The organism is Bacillus sp. CZDM1, from assembly GCF_055502545.1.
In genome coordinates, this window is record NZ_JBUESO010000013.1 from 1 (window position 1) to 15,727 (window position 15,727).

Sequence of the window (15,727 nt, forward strand, 5' to 3'; positions counted from 1 at the left end):
GCGTGGTAACATGTGGAGCTGACTGATACTAATCGTTCGAGGACTTAACCAATTTTTAAAAGCGAACTCGTTTTACACACTTCTTCTGAAATTATCTAGTTTTGAGGGAATGATACCTCAATTTTATAGTCTGGCAGCAATGGCGAGAAGGTCACACCCGTTCCCATACCGAACACGGAAGTTAAGCTTCTCAGCGCCGATGGTAGTTGGGACTTTGTCCCTGTGAGAGTAGGACGTTGCCAGGCTGTATTATTTTTAAAAATGTGTGTATATATTATTGGTTTTAACATATAATATATAGGTGCACTAATATTATTGTCGCGGGGTGGAGCAGTCTGGTAGCTCGTCGGGCTCATAACCCGAAGGTCGCAGGTTCAAATCCTGTCCCCGCAATTTAAGTTCTTTTCAAGAAAAACACTTGAAAAAACTTTGGTCTGGTAGTTCAGTTGGTTAGAATGCCTGCCTGTCACGCAGGAGGTCGCGGGTTCGAGTCCCGTCCAGACCGCCATTTATATTTTTAAAAACACGAAACGATGTTTCGTATTTTTTTTGCCTTTTTGCTTAAATGGCGGAAATTAGGTAAAATACATAGTGAATGGACATCCTTAGGAGCTATCCTAAGGTTTTTTTTTACAAAAATAAGGTAGAATGAAGATAGCGGCATGCTATTGTTTCGTAAAAGGTGATAATATGAATCAGTATGAAAAAAATACGATAGATCCTAGTGAAACTTTTCAGCTTGCATCTAAACTTGCAGCGTTATTACAGCCAGGCGATGTGATTTGCCTAGAGGGAGATTTAGGTGCTGGTAAAACCACCTTCACGAAAGGATTAGCTAAAGGTTTAGATATAAAAAAAACCGTAAACAGTCCGACCTTTACCATAATAAAAGAGTATAAGGGCAGGCTGCCTTTGTATCATATGGATGTATACCGAGTTGCCGATTCTGGCGAGGATTTAGGCTTTGATGAATATTTTGAAGGCGATGGTGTCACCGTTGTGGAATGGGCTCATTTAATTGAAGAACAATTACCCGTTGAATTGTTAACCATCTATTTGTATCACGAGGGTCCTGATAAAAGAAAAATTGTGTTTGTTCCAAAAGGAAAGAGATATGAGCAATTATGTAAGGAGATATTTCTAAATGACCATTTTAGCGATTGATACTTCTAATTATCCATTAGGGGTTGCGCTTATTGAAGATAATCAGGTACTGGGCGAATATATTACCAACTTAAAGAAGAATCATTCAGTTCGAATTATGCCCGCCATACAAACGTTAATGAAGGATTGTGAAAGAGTCCCAGCACAGTTAACTAAAATAGTGGCGGCGAAGGGTCCAGGCTCCTATACAGGAGTTCGCATTGGCGTTACAATAGCCAAAACAATGGCTTGGTCGTTAAAGATTCCTCTAGTCGGAGTTTCTAGTCTTGAGATTATTGCAGCAGGAGCAGGGAGATACTTTGATGGTTATATTTCACCACTTTTTGATGCTAGAAGAGGACAAATCTACACAGGGCTATATGAATATCAAAGCGGGAAGCTAACTGCCGTTAAAGACGATCGCTTGGTCCTGTCAGCAGATTGGGCTGAATCATTAAAGGGGTTAAAGAAACCCATATTGTTTGTTGGTAATGATACACCCCTGCATCAAACTGTGATAAACGATACCCTGGGCTCTCAAGCAGTATTTGCTGCGATTACGGAGCATAATCCTCGCCCTGCGGAGCTTGCGTTATTAGGTAAAGATAAACAGGGGGAAGACATTCATTCCTTTGTTCCTAATTATATCCGTTTAGCTGAAGCAGAAGCGAAGTGGTTAGAGGCAAATGGGAAAATTTTAAAAGGATAGGATTAAAGAAATATGGTAGATTCTTATGTTTTCCGTTATATGAAGGAAGAGGATATCGATCAAATTCTAGAGGTTGAACATGCCTCTTTTGCTACACCCTGGAGCCGAGAAGCCTTTTATAATGAAATTTATAACAATAAATTTGCCGTTTATCTTGTCTTGGAAGAAGACCAGAAGATAATTGGTTATGTTGGTGCCTGGATTGTCATTGATGAAGCCCATGTAACGAATGTGGCCATTCTTCCTGAGTATAGAGGCAGAAAGCTTGGGGAAGCATTGCTTCGTAAAATGATGACACTTGCTAAGGATATGGGAGCGAAGAGCATGACTCTAGAAGTTCGCGTCACAAATCATGTCGCACAATCTCTTTACCGTAAATTAGGATTCCAAAATGGCGGCATTCGGAAAAATTATTATTCAGATAATCAAGAAGATGCCCTAGTGATGTGGGTGAATATATGATTAAAGATCAGTGGATTATGGGAATTGAAACAAGCTGTGATGAAACAGCTGTTGCGATTATCAAAAATGGCAGGGAAATTGCTGCCAATGTGGTTGCCTCACAAATTGAAAGTCATAAGCGTTTTGGCGGAGTGGTACCTGAAATTGCCTCCCGTCATCATGTTGAACAAATTACGATGATCATGGAAGAGGCTTTAAAGGAAGCAAGACTTACATTTTCAGAGTTGGATGCAATTGCCGTAACGGAAGGTCCTGGATTAGTTGGTGCCTTATTGATTGGTGTAAATGCTGCAAAAGCACTAGCATTTGCACATAACATTCCACTCGTTCCTGTTCATCATATTGCAGGACATATTTATGCAAACCGGCTTGTGACGGAGCTACGTTTTCCTCTCCTCTCCTTAGTGGTGTCTGGAGGTCATACGGAGTTAGTCTATATGAAAGAACAGGGATATTTTGAGGTCATTGGTGAAACCAGAGATGACGCTGCTGGTGAGGCATATGATAAGGTTGCCAGAACCTTGAAATTGCCATATCCCGGCGGACCGCATATTGACCGGCTGGCTCAAGAAGGCAGTGATACCCTTAAATTGCCTAGAGCTTGGCTGGAAGAAGGTTCATATGATTTTAGCTTTAGCGGATTAAAATCAGCCGTTATTAATACCGTTCATAATGCCGTACAACGTGGTGAAATCATTGCACCAGAGGATCTTGCAGCAAGCTTCCAGGAAAGTGTGATCGAAGTATTGGTGAAAAAGACAGTAAAAGCAACCAAGGAATATAAGGTTGAGCAAGTGCTGCTGGCTGGTGGAGTTGCTGCGAATAAAGGTCTTAGAAAGGCACTCGAAATGGCCTTTTCAGAAAAAGCCGATATTGATTTAGTTATACCGCCTTTAAACTTGTGTACAGATAACGCTGCGATGATTGCTGCGGCAGGAAGCGTTATGTTCGAAAAAGGAATTCGCGCTGACCTTTCATTAAATGCAAATCCAGGGTTAGATATAGAATTATACAATTAGTCCTTCTGAATAAGAAGGACTTTTTTGTGGATAACTTTTTAAAAAAAATTGTGCATTACATGAAGAATGTGGGTAAGTCACCTGTATTATGTGGACAATGTGGATAAGTAGAGCTTTTTCTGTGGATAATGTGGAAAAGCAGGAATAAGGTTGCAGTACTCAGTTCTAATATGTGTATAAAGTTGTGGAAAAAGGATCTTGGGGAAGAAATTTAAGGGTTTTTCACGAATTTTGTCGATTATTAAGTGAAAATGTAGAGCTGTCTCCATAGGGAATTTTTTAATTTCGGCGAATATAGTAGTTAAAAAGTAGAAGAGGGGGATATGGATGAAAAGGAAGTTCTTATTAGGGATTCTCATGGTTCTATTTTTTGGATTAACTGCCTGCAGCTTAGATATTAATATATCAACAGACGATAAAAAGCCTGAGGTAATTGATGATGGAAATGATCAAGAACAGGTAGACAATAAACAGTATCAAAATGAAGTCTTTAAAGAAGTTACACTTTCAAAATCGAATGGCGAGGTAACGGTAAAGGGAAAGGCAAGGGTGTTTGAAGGTGTTTTTCAATATGCTGTAATCTCTGGAACGGAGATATTACAAGAAAATCATTACCAAACAGACGGTGCCCCTGCATGGGGAAGCTTTGAAATAACAATCGACAAGGAGCTTTTGACAAAAGAAGAAGTTTCGTTCGAGCTATTTGTTTATTCCGCAAAGGACGGTTCTAAAACAGACATCTTAACCATTCCACTAAAATAGTAAAAGGGGCTTGGATAGTGTTTATCCAAGCCCCCCTTGTATTTATTCCGCTAGTTCGGCCCATTCTTCCATTAGCTGTTCGAGTTCAGCCTTTGCTTTTTCATTTTTTAAATTGATTTCAAGGACCTTCTCATGGTCCTGAAATATGTCAGGCTCACATAGCTTTTCCTCGTTCTCCTGGATAAGTGCCTCCAGCTCTTCAATACGTAATTCAATTTCCTCTAATTTTCGCTTTCGCTGCCGCTCAAGCTTTTTACTTTCTTTATCCTGTTGATAAGTATTTCTTTCTTGTACTTCAATTTGAGTTTGTTTCTTTGTGCTGCTGGCAAGGTCTAAAGCCTTTAGCTCTTCTTCCTCAAGCTTTTTCTCCAAATAATAGTCATAGTCACCGAGATACGCGTGACTTCCGTGTGCGCTAAGCTCTAATACCTTTGTCGCAATTCTGTTAATAAAGTAGCGGTCATGTGATACAAAAATAATCGTACCTGGGTAGTCGACTAATGCATTCTCGAGGACTTCTTTACTGTCTAGATCAAGATGGTTTGTAGGCTCGTCCAATATTAGAACATTTGCTTTCTCAAGCATTAATTTGGCTAGTGCCAGTCTTGCCTTTTCGCCGCCGCTTAATGTAGAAACAATTTTTAATACATCATCACCTGAAAACAGAAAGTTACCTAGGACAGTCCGTATTTCCTTTTCGCTTTTTAACGGCCATTCATCCCATAGCTCATTTAGAACTCGCTTATTGGAGGTCAATTCTGCCTGCTCCTGGTCGTAGTAACCAATTGCCAGATTTGCCCCGTATTGAATCGTACCGGCTAAGGCCGGAAGTTTTTTTATGATTGTTTTTAGTAGAGTAGATTTACCAATTCCATTTGGGCCAACTAAGGCGATACTTTCACCACGATAAGCACGGAAGGAGATGTTCTCCGATACCTTTTTTCCATCATATCCGACTGCCAGGGTATCTACAAATAGAACATCATTCCCAGTTTGTTTCTCTAGTTCAAAAGAGAAGGTGGCAGACTTCTCGTCTCCTAAGGGACGGTCCATTAATTCCATTTTCTCCAACTTTTTACGCCGGCTTTGAGCGCGCTTGGTCGTCGATGCACGCGCTAGGTTACGCTGGATAAAATCCTGAAGATCCGAAACTTCCTGCTGCTGCTTTTCATATACTTTTAAATCACGTTCATAATTTGCCGCTTTTTGATCTAGATAGGAGCTATAGTTTCCGATAAATTTTTGAATTTGTCTCCGTGAAACTTCATAAACCTGTGTGACCACTTTATCCAAAAAGTAGCGGTCATGGGACACGATTAAGATGGCCCCGTCATAGCCTTGTAAGTATTGCTCCAGCCACGTAAGTGTATCGATATCGAGATGGTTTGTAGGCTCATCCAAAATTAATATATCGGGCTTCGTTAAAAGGAGTTTCCCTAATGCTAGACGAGTCTTCTGACCGCCGCTTAAGCTGGATATCATTAATGAGTTATTGCGGAAATTTAAACCGTGGAGGATAGAGCGAATATCTGCTTCGTACTGATAGCCTCCCTGTTCTTTAAATCTCACTTGCAGTTCATCATATTCTTTTAAAATTCGGTCGTAGCGGGCACTATCCTCCATAGCGGCAGGATCCGACATCGAAACCTCTAAATGTCGAAGTGTCTTTTCCATACTTCTAAGTGGTTCGAAAACGGTTAGCATTTCATCCCAAATCGACAAGTTTGATTCTAATCCGGTATTCTGTGCTAAATAACCAATGCTTACTCCCTTTGGCTTAATAATTTCTCCGCCATCATGGGACAGGTGCCCGGCTATAATTTTCAATAATGTCGATTTCCCTGCTCCGTTTCGCCCCACAAGTGCAACGCGGTCCCGCGTTTGTAATTCTAGTTTTATATTCGATAAAATTAGGTCTGCACCATAATATTTTGCTAGTTGATTCACTTGTAATAAAATCATTGTTTTTCACCTCAATCACTAAAATAAGTGTACCTTATTCGAAGAAAGTCGGCAATAAAGTGTCTTGGTGTTGGGGAAAATAAGAGAATATCTCTTAAGAAAAAAATGTAAATATTTTATCATTCGCTCAAGGTTTCACAGACAAATTTCGAAAAATATAGTATGATTTTATGGGAGGATACTGTTTATGTCTGAATTTACTCATTTTAACGAAGAAGGAAGAGCGAAAATGGTGGATGTTAGCGATAAGCCAGAAACGGCCCGTACGGCACTAGCTCATTCCAGTATTACGGTCAGTAAAGAAATTTATGATAAAATAACAAATAACGAAATGAAAAAAGGCGATGTTCTTGCTGTGGCTCAAGTGGCTGCAGTAATGGGAGCAAAGAAGACCTGGGATTTGATCCCGATGTGTCACCCGATTCCTTTAACAGGGGTAAATATATCCTTCTCATGGGAAAAGGAACATGATACCGCATATACATTAAATATTGCCGCTGCTGTCAAAACAAAAGGAAATACAGGTGTTGAAATGGAAGCGTTAACAGCTGCTTCCACATGTGCATTAACGGTTTATGACATGTGTAAAGCAGTAGATAAAGGTATGGTTATAGGAAAAACATATTTGGTTGAAAAAACGGGTGGGAAAAACGGAGATTTCCATAGGACGGAACAAGTTAGATAAATGATCAAACTATTTATAGGGGGTGGGAGAATATGAGTAATGAAACAATGAAAATACCACAAGCGACAGCAAAACGGCTGCCCTTATATTATCGATTTTTAAAGAATCTACATTCTTCCGGTAAACAGAGGGTTTCTTCTGCAGAACTAAGTGAGGCAGTGAAGGTGGATTCGGCAACGATTCGCCGGGATTTTTCTTATTTTGGAGCCTTAGGAAAAAAGGGATATGGCTATAATGTCAATTATTTATTAACGTTCTTTCGGAAAACATTAGATCAAGATGAATTAACGAAAGTAGCGTTAATTGGTGTAGGTAATCTTGGCACAGCCTTTTTAAATTATAATTTTTTAAAAAATAATAATACAAGAATTGAATGTGCCTTTGATGTGGATCCGAATAAGATGGGTACAACGATTCGTGATGTACCAGTGTTTCATATGGATGAGCTGGAGAAGGTTTTAAGCAATGATGATGTTCATGTAGCCATTCTGACTGTACCTGCTCCTGTGGCACAAATGATTACCGATAGACTTGTACATTCCAATATTAAGGCAATCCTGAATTTTACTCCTGCCAGACTGAATGTGCCGCCATCGATTCGCGTGCATCATATTGACTTGGCTGTCGAATTACAATCACTTATTTACTTCCTGAAGCACTACCCAACAGAGGAAACAGAAGAATAAGAGTAAAGACCTTTTCACGTATATAGTGAGAAGGTCTTTTTTTGTCGGATAAAAATATAGATGGAAACTTTACAAACGTAACAGTGTTATGTTACATTCGTTCTATGAAAGGGGTTTTCATTATGAGCGAGGAATTAATTTCGAAGAAGGATTTGTTGGATTTAGCCGGAATATCTTATGGGCAATTATATAGATGGAAACGAAAAGACCTTATACCTGAGGATTGGTTTATTAGAAAATCAACCTTTACAGGTCAAGAAACATTCTTTCCGAAAGTTAAGATCTTAGAACGAATTAATAAAATTCAACTTATGAAAGAAAACCTTTCTTTAGATGAACTAGCTGATATGTTTTCACCGAATATGGCTGATTTGCAGCTGGAGAAAGATGAATTAGTAAAGCGTAACATTGTTTCAAATACAGTGCTTGATTATTATTTAGAAATAGAAAAGGGCGGTCCTGCGTTTAATTTTTCACGAATCCTTGAAGTGTATGTTTTAGAAAAGCTGCTTCAATCAGGTGAAATTAATTTGGATGAAGGAAAAATGCTGTTACAGGTTTTACTAGACAATAAGTCAGTGATTAAGCAAAAGAACGCAGAATTGGTGATCACTCGGAAATTAGGTGTTTCATCTTGTCTATTACTTATTAATACAGAGAACTTCCAATTTGAACGGGGCACAAAAATAGTCACCCAGCTATCGCTAATGGCATGTATGGAAGAAATTAAATCGAAATTATTATAAAGGAGAATCAAATGGAGACGAAAAAAAGGGGAGACTTGCTCATAAATGGCTTTGGATCATCAAATGGCGGATCATTCAATACGGTCAGTATAAATGGTAAAGGCAGTGTTACAGGTGATGTGGAATGCTCGGAACTGGATTTTAATGGTTCAGGTTCAGTAACTGGGAACGTTGTTGTGAATCATGCGCGGATTAATGGACACGGAAAGATTAAAGGCAATATGGAGAGTCAGGTTCTAAGAGTTGATGGGACGGCGGGAGTGATAGGAAACCTGATTGTAAAGGAGCTGAAGGTATCAGGCAAAGTGAATGTCGGAGGGAAAATGAAAGGGGATGAAATAAAGATAAGAGGCAGGTTAACGGTGGGAGAAGATTGTGAAGCAGAAACGTTTAAAGCAGAATCACAATTTAGTATCGGCGGCTTGTTAAATGCTGATTTAGTGGATATCACTATTTTTGCTGATTGCCATGCAAAAGAGATTGGCGGTCAAACCATCCTAATAAAGCAAAAAAACTCACTTTTAGGCTTTTTTAAACCTTTTGTACGTACCCAATTGAAAACGGAATGTATTGAAGGGGATAAAATTGAGATTGAAAACACCAAGGCTGGGATTGTCCGTGGTAAAAATGTAGTAGTTGGAGCTAATTGCGAAATTGATGTGGTTGAATACTCGGGTGAATTTACAATGGATAAAAATTCGATTGTGAAGGACATCAGAAAAATATAGGTGAAGGGTGGAAGAGAAATGGAAAAAGGTCATAACCTAACGATTAATGGATCCGGGAATTACTCCGGGGGCCAATACGACAAAATTAGCATTAGGGGAGATGCCACGCTTGCTTCTGATGTAGAATGTTCTGCTTTCAATATCTTTGGAACGAGTGAAGCTTTGGAAAGTGTGAAAACAAAGTCTGTAAAGGTCTTTGGTGAGGCAGAAGTAAAGGGAAATTTGGAGTCAGAGGAAATGCTGATTATGGGGACTATGACAGTCGGCGGCAGGGCGGATTTGAAGAAAATGAAAATACTCGGAACTCTTGATGTTGGTGATAATTTAACAGGTGATGAAGCCAATATTAAAGGAATGATATCTGTAGGCGGCGACGTTGAATATGAGACCTTTGATTCATCAGGAGGCTTTGAAATTAAAGGTTTGCTTAATGCAGATAAAATAAACATATCGTTACGGTTTGGGCAGAGTTTTGCAGAAGAAATTGGCGGAGGGGTGATTACGGTTAAGAAGAAGAGTAACACCCTCCTGCCATTTGGAAAAGAAACGGGGATGCTTATTGCCAAGGTTATTGAAGGGGATATCGTTTCCTTAGAAAATACAAGAGCAGATATCGTTCGCGGAAAAAGTGTGAAAATCGGAGCAGGCTGCCAAATTGGAACCGTTGAATATTCAACCGAACTGACACAGGATAAAAATTCAACGATAAAAACGAAGACAAAGCTATAGTTAAAAGGTCTTTTCACATTCAGTGAGAAGACCTTTTAACTTACACTTATTTTTTAATTTGTTTTTTATATTTATTGTAAAAGAAAATGATTCTTAAACCAGATCCGAAGTCAAAGGTGGCAAGGATAACGAGCAGATAGCTGAAAAACCCCCAACCGTTTTGTGCGACATCTTCGACTGCAAAATAGGTAAATAAACAACCAAGCACAACATAAATAATTCCGGAAAACATAGGTGAACGTTTCATAGAAAGCCTCCGATAAAGTTTTGAATGGTTTCTGCCTTACGCATGAATTCAGTAATCTCATCTTTATAAACCGACTGCATGACGACCACTAATGTATTCATGGCAACATGGGCAAAAATCGGCACAAGGATATGTTTTGTTTTTACATAGAGAAAGGCAAAAGTGAAACCCATAGCTGAATAAAGCAGAATATGGTGCGGCTCCATATGAGCCAAGGCAAAAATGACCGAGCTAATTAGAGCCGATAAAAAAAAGTTAAAACGTTTATAAAGAGTACCGAAAATAATCTTCCGAAAGACAATCTCCTCTAATATCGGCCCGATAACAGAGCTGACTAAAATGGCTAGAGGAAAGGATTCAATAATATTTAGAATTTGCTGGGTGTTTTCAGATCCCATATCAACCCCAATAAGCTGTTCAATATTGGCAGCGAGGGCTTGGGCAAATAAGGCTAGGAAGACACCCATTACTGCCCAGGCAGCAGAATAGCTAATGGACCTGCCTCTTTCATTCAGCGCAGGTTTCTTCATTTCTGTTCGTAATAGGAAAAGAATCATCACGAGTGCCAGGGTAAAGCTGAAAATTAACCAGTAGGGGACAACCAGTCTTTGATCCATCCCTAAATATCCAAATAGAAACATCAGCCCAGGAATGCCAACCAGGCTCGATAACTGCATAGCTATATAGACAATTAATATTATCCAATATTCCCTTTTCAAATGTTATATCTCCTTTAAGAAGCCTTCTTGTTATTTTAACCTATAGTTCATTCTACTAATAATGGCAGGGTTGTTTCAATTTTAATGTTTATTTTTAAAAACGAAGTATATTCCTGCGAGCAAATCACATACTTGTAAGGTTGTAAAAAATTGAAAAAAATACTGCTTCATACTTGCAAATTTTTTTTGCATTGATTATGATAATAATTGTGTTAGCACTCATGTTAAGAGAGTGCTAATAAGTCAGAATTACATATCTATTTGAGGAGGTTGTTTGATTTGTTAAGACCACTAGGTGATCGTATTGTCATTGAGCTTGTTGAATCAGAAGAAAAAACTGCAAGCGGTATCGTTTTACCGGACTCTGCTAAGGAAAAGCCTCAAGAAGGAAGAGTAGTTGCTGTAGGTACTGGTCGTGTGCTTGAAAGTGGCGAACGCGTTGCTCTTGAAGTTTCTGTAGGCGATCGTATTATCTTCTCAAAATACTCTGGAACTGAAGTTAAGTTTGATGGAAATGAATATTTAATTTTACGTGAAAACGATATCCTTGCTGTAGTTGGCGAGTAATAAAAAAATAGTTTAGAAAATACGAGGAGGTTTTTTGAACATGGCTAAAGAGATTAAATTTAGTGAAGATGCACGCCGCGCAATGCTACGTGGAGTTGATGCGCTGGCGGATACAGTAAAAGTAACGCTTGGACCTAAAGGACGTAACGTAGTTCTTGAGAAAAAATTTGGTTCACCACTAATTACGAACGACGGTGTAACAATCGCGAAAGAAATCGAATTAGAAGATGCATTTGAAAATATGGGTGCAAAACTAGTTGCTGAAGTTGCAAGCAAAACGAATGATGTTGCTGGTGACGGTACTACAACTGCAACCGTTCTTGCTCAAGCGATGATTCGTGAAGGCTTAAAGAACGTTACAGCGGGTGCTAACCCAATGGGTATCCGTAAAGGGATTGAAAAGGCAGTTACAGTTGCTGTTGAAGGATTAAAAGCTATTTCTAAACCAATCGAAGGCAAAGAGTCTATTGCACAAGTTGCGGCTATTTCTTCTGATGATAAAGAAGTAGGACAATTAATTGCTGAAGCAATGGAGCGCGTTGGTAACGACGGCGTCATCACAATCGAAGAATCAAAAGGCTTCACAACTGAACTAGATGTTGTTGAAGGTATGCAATTTGACCGTGGATATACATCTGCATACATGGTAACAAACACAGACAAAATGGAAGCTGTTTTAGAAAATCCATATGTCTTAATCACTGACAAAAAGATCTCAAGCATCCAGGAAATCCTGCCTGTACTTGAGCAAGTTGTTCAACAAGGCAAGCCGCTATTATTGATTGCTGAAGATATCGAAGGTGAAGCACTTTCTACTTTAGTATTGAACAAACTTCGCGGAACATTCAATGCAGTTGCTGTTAAGGCTCCTGGCTTTGGTGACCGTCGTAAAGCAATGCTTGAAGACATCGCTGCATTAACTGGCGGTGAAGTCATCACTGAAGAGCTTGGCCGTGAACTTAAAACAACAACCATCACATCTTTAGGACGCGCTTCTAAGATTGTTGTTACAAAAGAAAACACTACAATCGTTGAAGGTGCAGGAGATACTGCTGCAATCGCTTCTCGTGTAAACCAAATCCGCGTTCAATTAGAAGAAACTACTTCTGAATTTGACCGTGAAAAATTACAAGAACGCTTAGCGAAATTAGCTGGCGGTGTTGCAGTAATCAAGGTTGGTGCTGCGACTGAAACGGAATTAAAAGAGCGCAAGCTTCGTATCGAAGATGCTTTAAACGCAACTCGTGCTGCAGTTGAAGAAGGTATTGTATCCGGTGGTGGTGTAGCCCTTCTTAACGTATACAGCAAAGTGGCTGAAGTTCAAGCAGAAGGCGATGTAGCTACTGGTATTAACATCGTATTACGTGCGATCGAAGAGCCTGTACGTACAATCGCTCACAATGCTGGTCTTGAAGGATCTGTAATTGTTGACCGCTTAAAGCGCGAGGCAGTTGGAACAGGCTTTAACGCAGCAACTGGCGAATGGGTAAACATGATCGACGCAGGTATCGTTGACCCAACGAAAGTAACTCGTTCTGCATTACAAAACGCTGCATCTGTAGCTGCAATGTTCTTAACAACTGAAGCAGTTGTTGCTGACAAGCCAGAACCTGCTGGTCAAGGCGGCATGCCTGATATGAGCGGTATGGGTGGAATGGGCGGCATGATGTAATAACGCCCCTCAAACCCTTGATATGACTGGGTTTTGGAGTAAGATGAGAGTGGAATGCTAACATTTTGCTAATATAGAGGATTTTAATGGAGGCTTCTCATAAGTTGAGCAAACTTGTGGGAAGCTTCCCTTTTTTTCATTTCTTGTTTTACCTGGAGATAAACCTTTTTTGTGATCTGGTACATTGGAATGGCCAAGTCTATCCATTAGTGTGAAAAGTTGTATTTAAATATAAGTCTTTCCCCCTCAACAACGATTTGAAGATTTGATCTGTAAAGAACCTCCCATACCTTGGCCAGTTGAGATATAGGTGTCAGCCTCTGATGTTATAGAAACAGAAGTCCAAATACCTAGATATTTATCCTTCTTTAATAATAGGTTGATTTATACAGTATACATACCCTTTTATTGTTTTAATGAATTGAGGTTTTTTAGGGTCTGATTCTATTTTCTTTCTTAGCTTACTGATATTGACATCGACAATTCTTTCCCCTCCATAATAATCAAACCCCCATAAATACCTAATAAGTTCTTCTCTTGAAATCATTTTTCTGTCAATTAGCAATAAAAGTACTTGTTGTTCTCTTTTTGACAGATTCACTTTATGGGTTATTAAATCTAACTCATAGTGGTCTGGTTTTAAGATAAAATTACCTATTTTGATCTTTTTATCTTGAGGAGATTTGGCTATTTCGATTCTTCTTAGTATAGCTTTAACCCTAGCTTCAACTTCTCTTGGATTAAAGGGTTTAATTATGTAGTCAGCAGCTCCCTTATCAAACGCGCTAAGTACATCTTCTTCTTTCATGGAATAATCGACAATTATGATAGGGATAAAGATTTTATACCTAGTTAGTTTTTCAATAAGATCCTTTTCACTAAGGAGGAAGAATTGAAAATTATAAATGATTAGGTCAGGTATTAGTTTAAAAACATTATTGAATCCCTCGTTATAATCTGCTGAAGTATAGACAGTAAAACTAAGTTTTTCTAACTCTCTTTCAGGATGAGATAGTCATTAATTTCTGTATCTATAATTAAAATAGATTTATTCATGTATTTACCTCTTATGTAGTAACTAATAATGAAATAAACTTTTAGTTATTTTTTCGATGTATTATATTTCTTATTCATAAAAACAGAACATTGGTTTAAGGGGAAGGGTTTAAAATAAATGTCTGGCAACACTGATTGTCTAGGATTATCTCCAAATGGCCACCTGCTTGGTGATGATGAGGTTGGTACAACTTAGGTGGTTCCATATTTTAAATAATATTAAGTTGACGGGCTTTTTAATCTATCAAATTAACTATACTTACTCTTCAATTTTCTTAGTTTAGGTTTTTTAAAAGTATCTTAATATAAAATTTACGATTGATTAACAGTAGATTAATACTTTCATTATAAAATTGTTTTTGTGAGCAACATAAGACAATCATTAGGGGGAAACAAATTTGCTTAACAAAAAGAAATTAACCAAAAAGTTAATACCGGTGGCTGTTCTTTCATCAGTTGCGTTTGGTAGTTTATTTAATAGTTTCTCAACTGCAAGTGCAAATGAGACTGCTAGTAATAATGCTGAAATTAAAAATGTAATTGTTTTAATCGGTGATGGGATGGGTGTTTCTTATACTTCTGCTCATCGTTACTTAAAAAATGATCCAACGACAAAACTTGCTGAACAAACAGAGTTTGACAAATACCTTGTAGGACAACAAATGACTTATCCGGAAGACCCTGAACAAAACGTAACGGACTCTGCGTCAGCAGCAACAGCTATGTCTGCAGGAATTAAAACATATAACAACGCGATTGCGGTGGATAACGACGGTTCAGAAGTAAAAACAGTTCTTGAAGCTGCGAAAGAGCAAGGAAAAGCGACAGGACTTGTTGCGACTTCAGAAATTACACATGCAACACCTGCTTCGTTCGGATCACATGACCACAGCCGTAAAAACATGAACTCGATTGCCGATGACTACTTTGATGAACTGGTGAATGGTAAGCACAAAATCGATGTACTTCTTGGCGGAGGCGTGAGTAACTTTGTTCGTAAAGATCGAAATCTGACAGAAGAATTCAAAAAAGACGGATACAGCTATGTAACAAACAAGGAAGACCTGTTGAAAGATACAAACAATCAATTACTTGGTTTATTCGCACCGGGTGGACTTCCAAAGATGATTGACCGACCAGCAGAAACTCCTTCTCTTGAGGAAATGACAAATGCAGCGCTCTCTCGATTAAGTCAAGATAAGGATGGTTTCTTCTTAATGATTGAGGGAAGCCAAGTTGACTGGGCAGGTCATGACAATGATATTGTCGGTGCGATGAGTGAAATGGAAGATTTCGAAAAAGCATTTAAAGCAGCCATTGAATTTGCAAAAAAGGACAAGCATACTCTAGTTGTTGCAACAGCTGACCATTCTACTGGTGGATATTCCATTGGTGCTGACAATAATTATAACTGGTTCGGTACACCAATCAAAGCAGCAAAACGTACTCCTGACTTCATAGCTCAAGAAATTGCTAACGGTGCAGATGTTGAAGGGACATTGAAAACGTATATTGATCAAAATATCCTAACATTAACACCAGCAGAAATTCAATCTGTTAAAGATGCAGTTGATACAAAGAAAATTGTTAACATTGACAATGCGATTGAGAATATTTTCAATAAGCGTTCTCATACTGGCTGGACTACAGGCGGACACACGGGTGAAGACGTACCTGTATACGCATTTGGACCTGCTAGTGAAAAATTTGCAGGACAAATTGATAATACTGAGATTGCTAAAAATGTTTTCGATATTTTGAAATATGACATTAAAATCGAAGATAAGTAAAAAATAACGAAAGAAATAAGAATATCCCGTTGCTTCTCATAAAGG

At 38.7% G+C, this 15,727-nt stretch carries 17 protein-coding genes, 2 tRNA genes, 1 rRNA gene and 1 pseudogene; 16 read left to right on the forward strand and 5 right to left on the reverse strand.

Features of this window, described 5'->3' with window-relative positions; translation table 11 throughout:
- Nucleotides 1-129: 129 nt before the first annotated feature.
- The 8 genes from rrf (at nucleotide 130) to ACY3XC_RS22995 (ending at nucleotide 4,095) form a co-directional block, all read left to right on the forward strand.
- Nucleotides 130-245: ribosomal RNA gene (gene rrf / locus ACY3XC_RS22960) — 5S ribosomal RNA — on the forward strand.
- A gap of 74 nt (nucleotides 246-319) precedes the next feature.
- Nucleotides 320-393 (forward strand) — tRNA-Met (locus ACY3XC_RS22965).
- Nucleotides 394-431: 38 nt separating this feature from the next.
- Nucleotides 432-508, forward strand: a tRNA-Asp gene (locus ACY3XC_RS22970).
- A 182-nt stretch (nucleotides 509-690) separates the two neighbouring features.
- Complete coding sequence (tsaE, locus tag ACY3XC_RS22975) at nucleotides 691-1,164, forward strand: tRNA (adenosine(37)-N6)-threonylcarbamoyltransferase complex ATPase subunit type 1 TsaE (protein ID WP_464870634.1); 474 nt, start codon at nucleotides 691-693, stop codon at nucleotides 1,162-1,164.
- A complete protein-coding gene (tsaB, locus tag ACY3XC_RS22980; protein WP_464870635.1) occupies nucleotides 1,145-1,852 on the forward strand; it encodes a tRNA (adenosine(37)-N6)-threonylcarbamoyltransferase complex dimerization subunit type 1 TsaB in 708 nt (235 codons plus the stop codon). The genes tsaE and tsaB overlap by 20 nt, the downstream gene beginning before the upstream one ends.
- 12 nt (nucleotides 1,853-1,864) lie before the next feature.
- Nucleotides 1,865-2,314 (forward strand): ribosomal protein S18-alanine N-acetyltransferase, encoded by a 450-nt coding sequence (rimI, locus tag ACY3XC_RS22985; RefSeq protein ID WP_464870636.1) that lies wholly within the window; start codon nucleotides 1,865-1,867, stop codon nucleotides 2,312-2,314.
- Nucleotides 2,311-3,333: a tRNA (adenosine(37)-N6)-threonylcarbamoyltransferase complex transferase subunit TsaD gene (tsaD, locus tag ACY3XC_RS22990; protein ID WP_464870637.1), complete on the forward strand. Its 1,023-nt coding sequence runs from the start codon at nucleotides 2,311-2,313 to the stop codon at nucleotides 3,331-3,333. Before rimI ends, tsaD begins: the two co-directional genes overlap by 4 nt.
- Before the next feature lie 327 nt (nucleotides 3,334-3,660).
- Nucleotides 3,661-4,095 (forward strand): Gmad2 immunoglobulin-like domain-containing protein, encoded by a 435-nt coding sequence (locus ACY3XC_RS22995; protein ID WP_179160710.1) that lies wholly within the window; start codon nucleotides 3,661-3,663, stop codon nucleotides 4,093-4,095.
- A gap of 42 nt (nucleotides 4,096-4,137) precedes the next feature.
- Here ACY3XC_RS22995 and ACY3XC_RS23000 read toward each other — a convergent pair whose 3' ends face one another.
- Entirely contained in the window at nucleotides 4,138-6,057 is a 1,920-nt protein-coding gene (locus ACY3XC_RS23000) for an ABC-F family ATP-binding cassette domain-containing protein (RefSeq protein ID WP_464870638.1), read from the reverse strand.
- A 187-nt stretch (nucleotides 6,058-6,244) separates the two neighbouring features.
- On the opposite strand from ACY3XC_RS23000, the gene moaC reads away from it, so the two are divergent.
- From moaC to ACY3XC_RS23025, 5 genes are all read left to right on the forward strand, one after another.
- Entirely contained in the window at nucleotides 6,245-6,742 is a 498-nt protein-coding gene (gene moaC / locus ACY3XC_RS23005; protein WP_464870639.1) for a cyclic pyranopterin monophosphate synthase MoaC, read from the forward strand.
- Between the two features lie 32 nt (nucleotides 6,743-6,774).
- Nucleotides 6,775-7,428 (forward strand): redox-sensing transcriptional repressor Rex, encoded by a 654-nt coding sequence (locus ACY3XC_RS23010; RefSeq protein ID WP_464870640.1) that lies wholly within the window; start codon nucleotides 6,775-6,777, stop codon nucleotides 7,426-7,428.
- A 122-nt stretch (nucleotides 7,429-7,550) separates the two neighbouring features.
- Nucleotides 7,551-8,174 (forward strand): YhbD family protein, encoded by a 624-nt coding sequence (locus ACY3XC_RS23015; protein ID WP_464870641.1) that lies wholly within the window; start codon nucleotides 7,551-7,553, stop codon nucleotides 8,172-8,174.
- 11 nt (nucleotides 8,175-8,185) lie between these two features.
- The gene (locus tag ACY3XC_RS23020; RefSeq protein WP_464870642.1) at nucleotides 8,186-8,902 is read left to right on the forward strand and encodes a polymer-forming cytoskeletal protein; all 717 of its coding nucleotides are present in this window, start codon (nucleotides 8,186-8,188) and stop codon (nucleotides 8,900-8,902) included.
- An 18-nt stretch (nucleotides 8,903-8,920) separates the two neighbouring features.
- A complete protein-coding gene (locus ACY3XC_RS23025; RefSeq protein WP_464870643.1) occupies nucleotides 8,921-9,631 on the forward strand; it encodes a cytoplasmic protein in 711 nt (236 codons plus the stop codon).
- Between the two features lie 46 nt (nucleotides 9,632-9,677).
- Here ACY3XC_RS23025 and ACY3XC_RS23030 read toward each other — a convergent pair whose 3' ends face one another.
- On the reverse strand, nucleotides 9,678-9,878 hold the full coding sequence (locus ACY3XC_RS23030) for a YdiK family protein (RefSeq protein WP_464870644.1): 201 nt from the start codon (nucleotides 9,876-9,878) through the stop codon (nucleotides 9,678-9,680).
- Nucleotides 9,875-10,597 (reverse strand): lysostaphin resistance A-like protein, encoded by a 723-nt coding sequence (locus tag ACY3XC_RS23035; protein ID WP_464870645.1) that lies wholly within the window; start codon nucleotides 10,595-10,597, stop codon nucleotides 9,875-9,877. The genes ACY3XC_RS23030 and ACY3XC_RS23035 overlap by 4 nt, the downstream gene beginning before the upstream one ends.
- Nucleotides 10,598-10,876: 279 nt before the next feature.
- On the opposite strand from ACY3XC_RS23035, the gene groES reads away from it, so the two are divergent.
- Nucleotides 10,877-11,164 (forward strand): co-chaperone GroES, encoded by a 288-nt coding sequence (groES, locus tag ACY3XC_RS23040; RefSeq protein WP_464870646.1) that lies wholly within the window; start codon nucleotides 10,877-10,879, stop codon nucleotides 11,162-11,164.
- A 40-nt stretch (nucleotides 11,165-11,204) separates the two neighbouring features.
- Entirely contained in the window at nucleotides 11,205-12,836 is a 1,632-nt protein-coding gene (gene groL, locus ACY3XC_RS23045) for a chaperonin GroEL (protein ID WP_179160700.1), read from the forward strand.
- Nucleotides 12,837-13,194: 358 nt separating this feature from the next.
- On the opposite strand, the gene ACY3XC_RS23050 is transcribed toward groL, so the two are convergent.
- Nucleotides 13,195-13,437: a winged helix-turn-helix domain-containing protein gene (locus ACY3XC_RS23050; protein WP_464870744.1), complete on the reverse strand. Its 243-nt coding sequence runs from the start codon at nucleotides 13,435-13,437 to the stop codon at nucleotides 13,195-13,197.
- A gap of 126 nt (nucleotides 13,438-13,563) precedes the next feature.
- Nucleotides 13,564-13,821 (reverse strand): annotated as a pseudogene (locus tag ACY3XC_RS23055) (response regulator); the annotation flags it as partial.
- 469 nt (nucleotides 13,822-14,290) lie between these two features.
- Between ACY3XC_RS23055 and ACY3XC_RS23060 the strand changes: the two are divergent.
- Nucleotides 14,291-15,682 (forward strand): alkaline phosphatase, encoded by a 1,392-nt coding sequence (locus ACY3XC_RS23060; protein ID WP_464870647.1) that lies wholly within the window; start codon nucleotides 14,291-14,293, stop codon nucleotides 15,680-15,682.
- Nucleotides 15,683-15,727 lie beyond the last annotated feature (45 nt).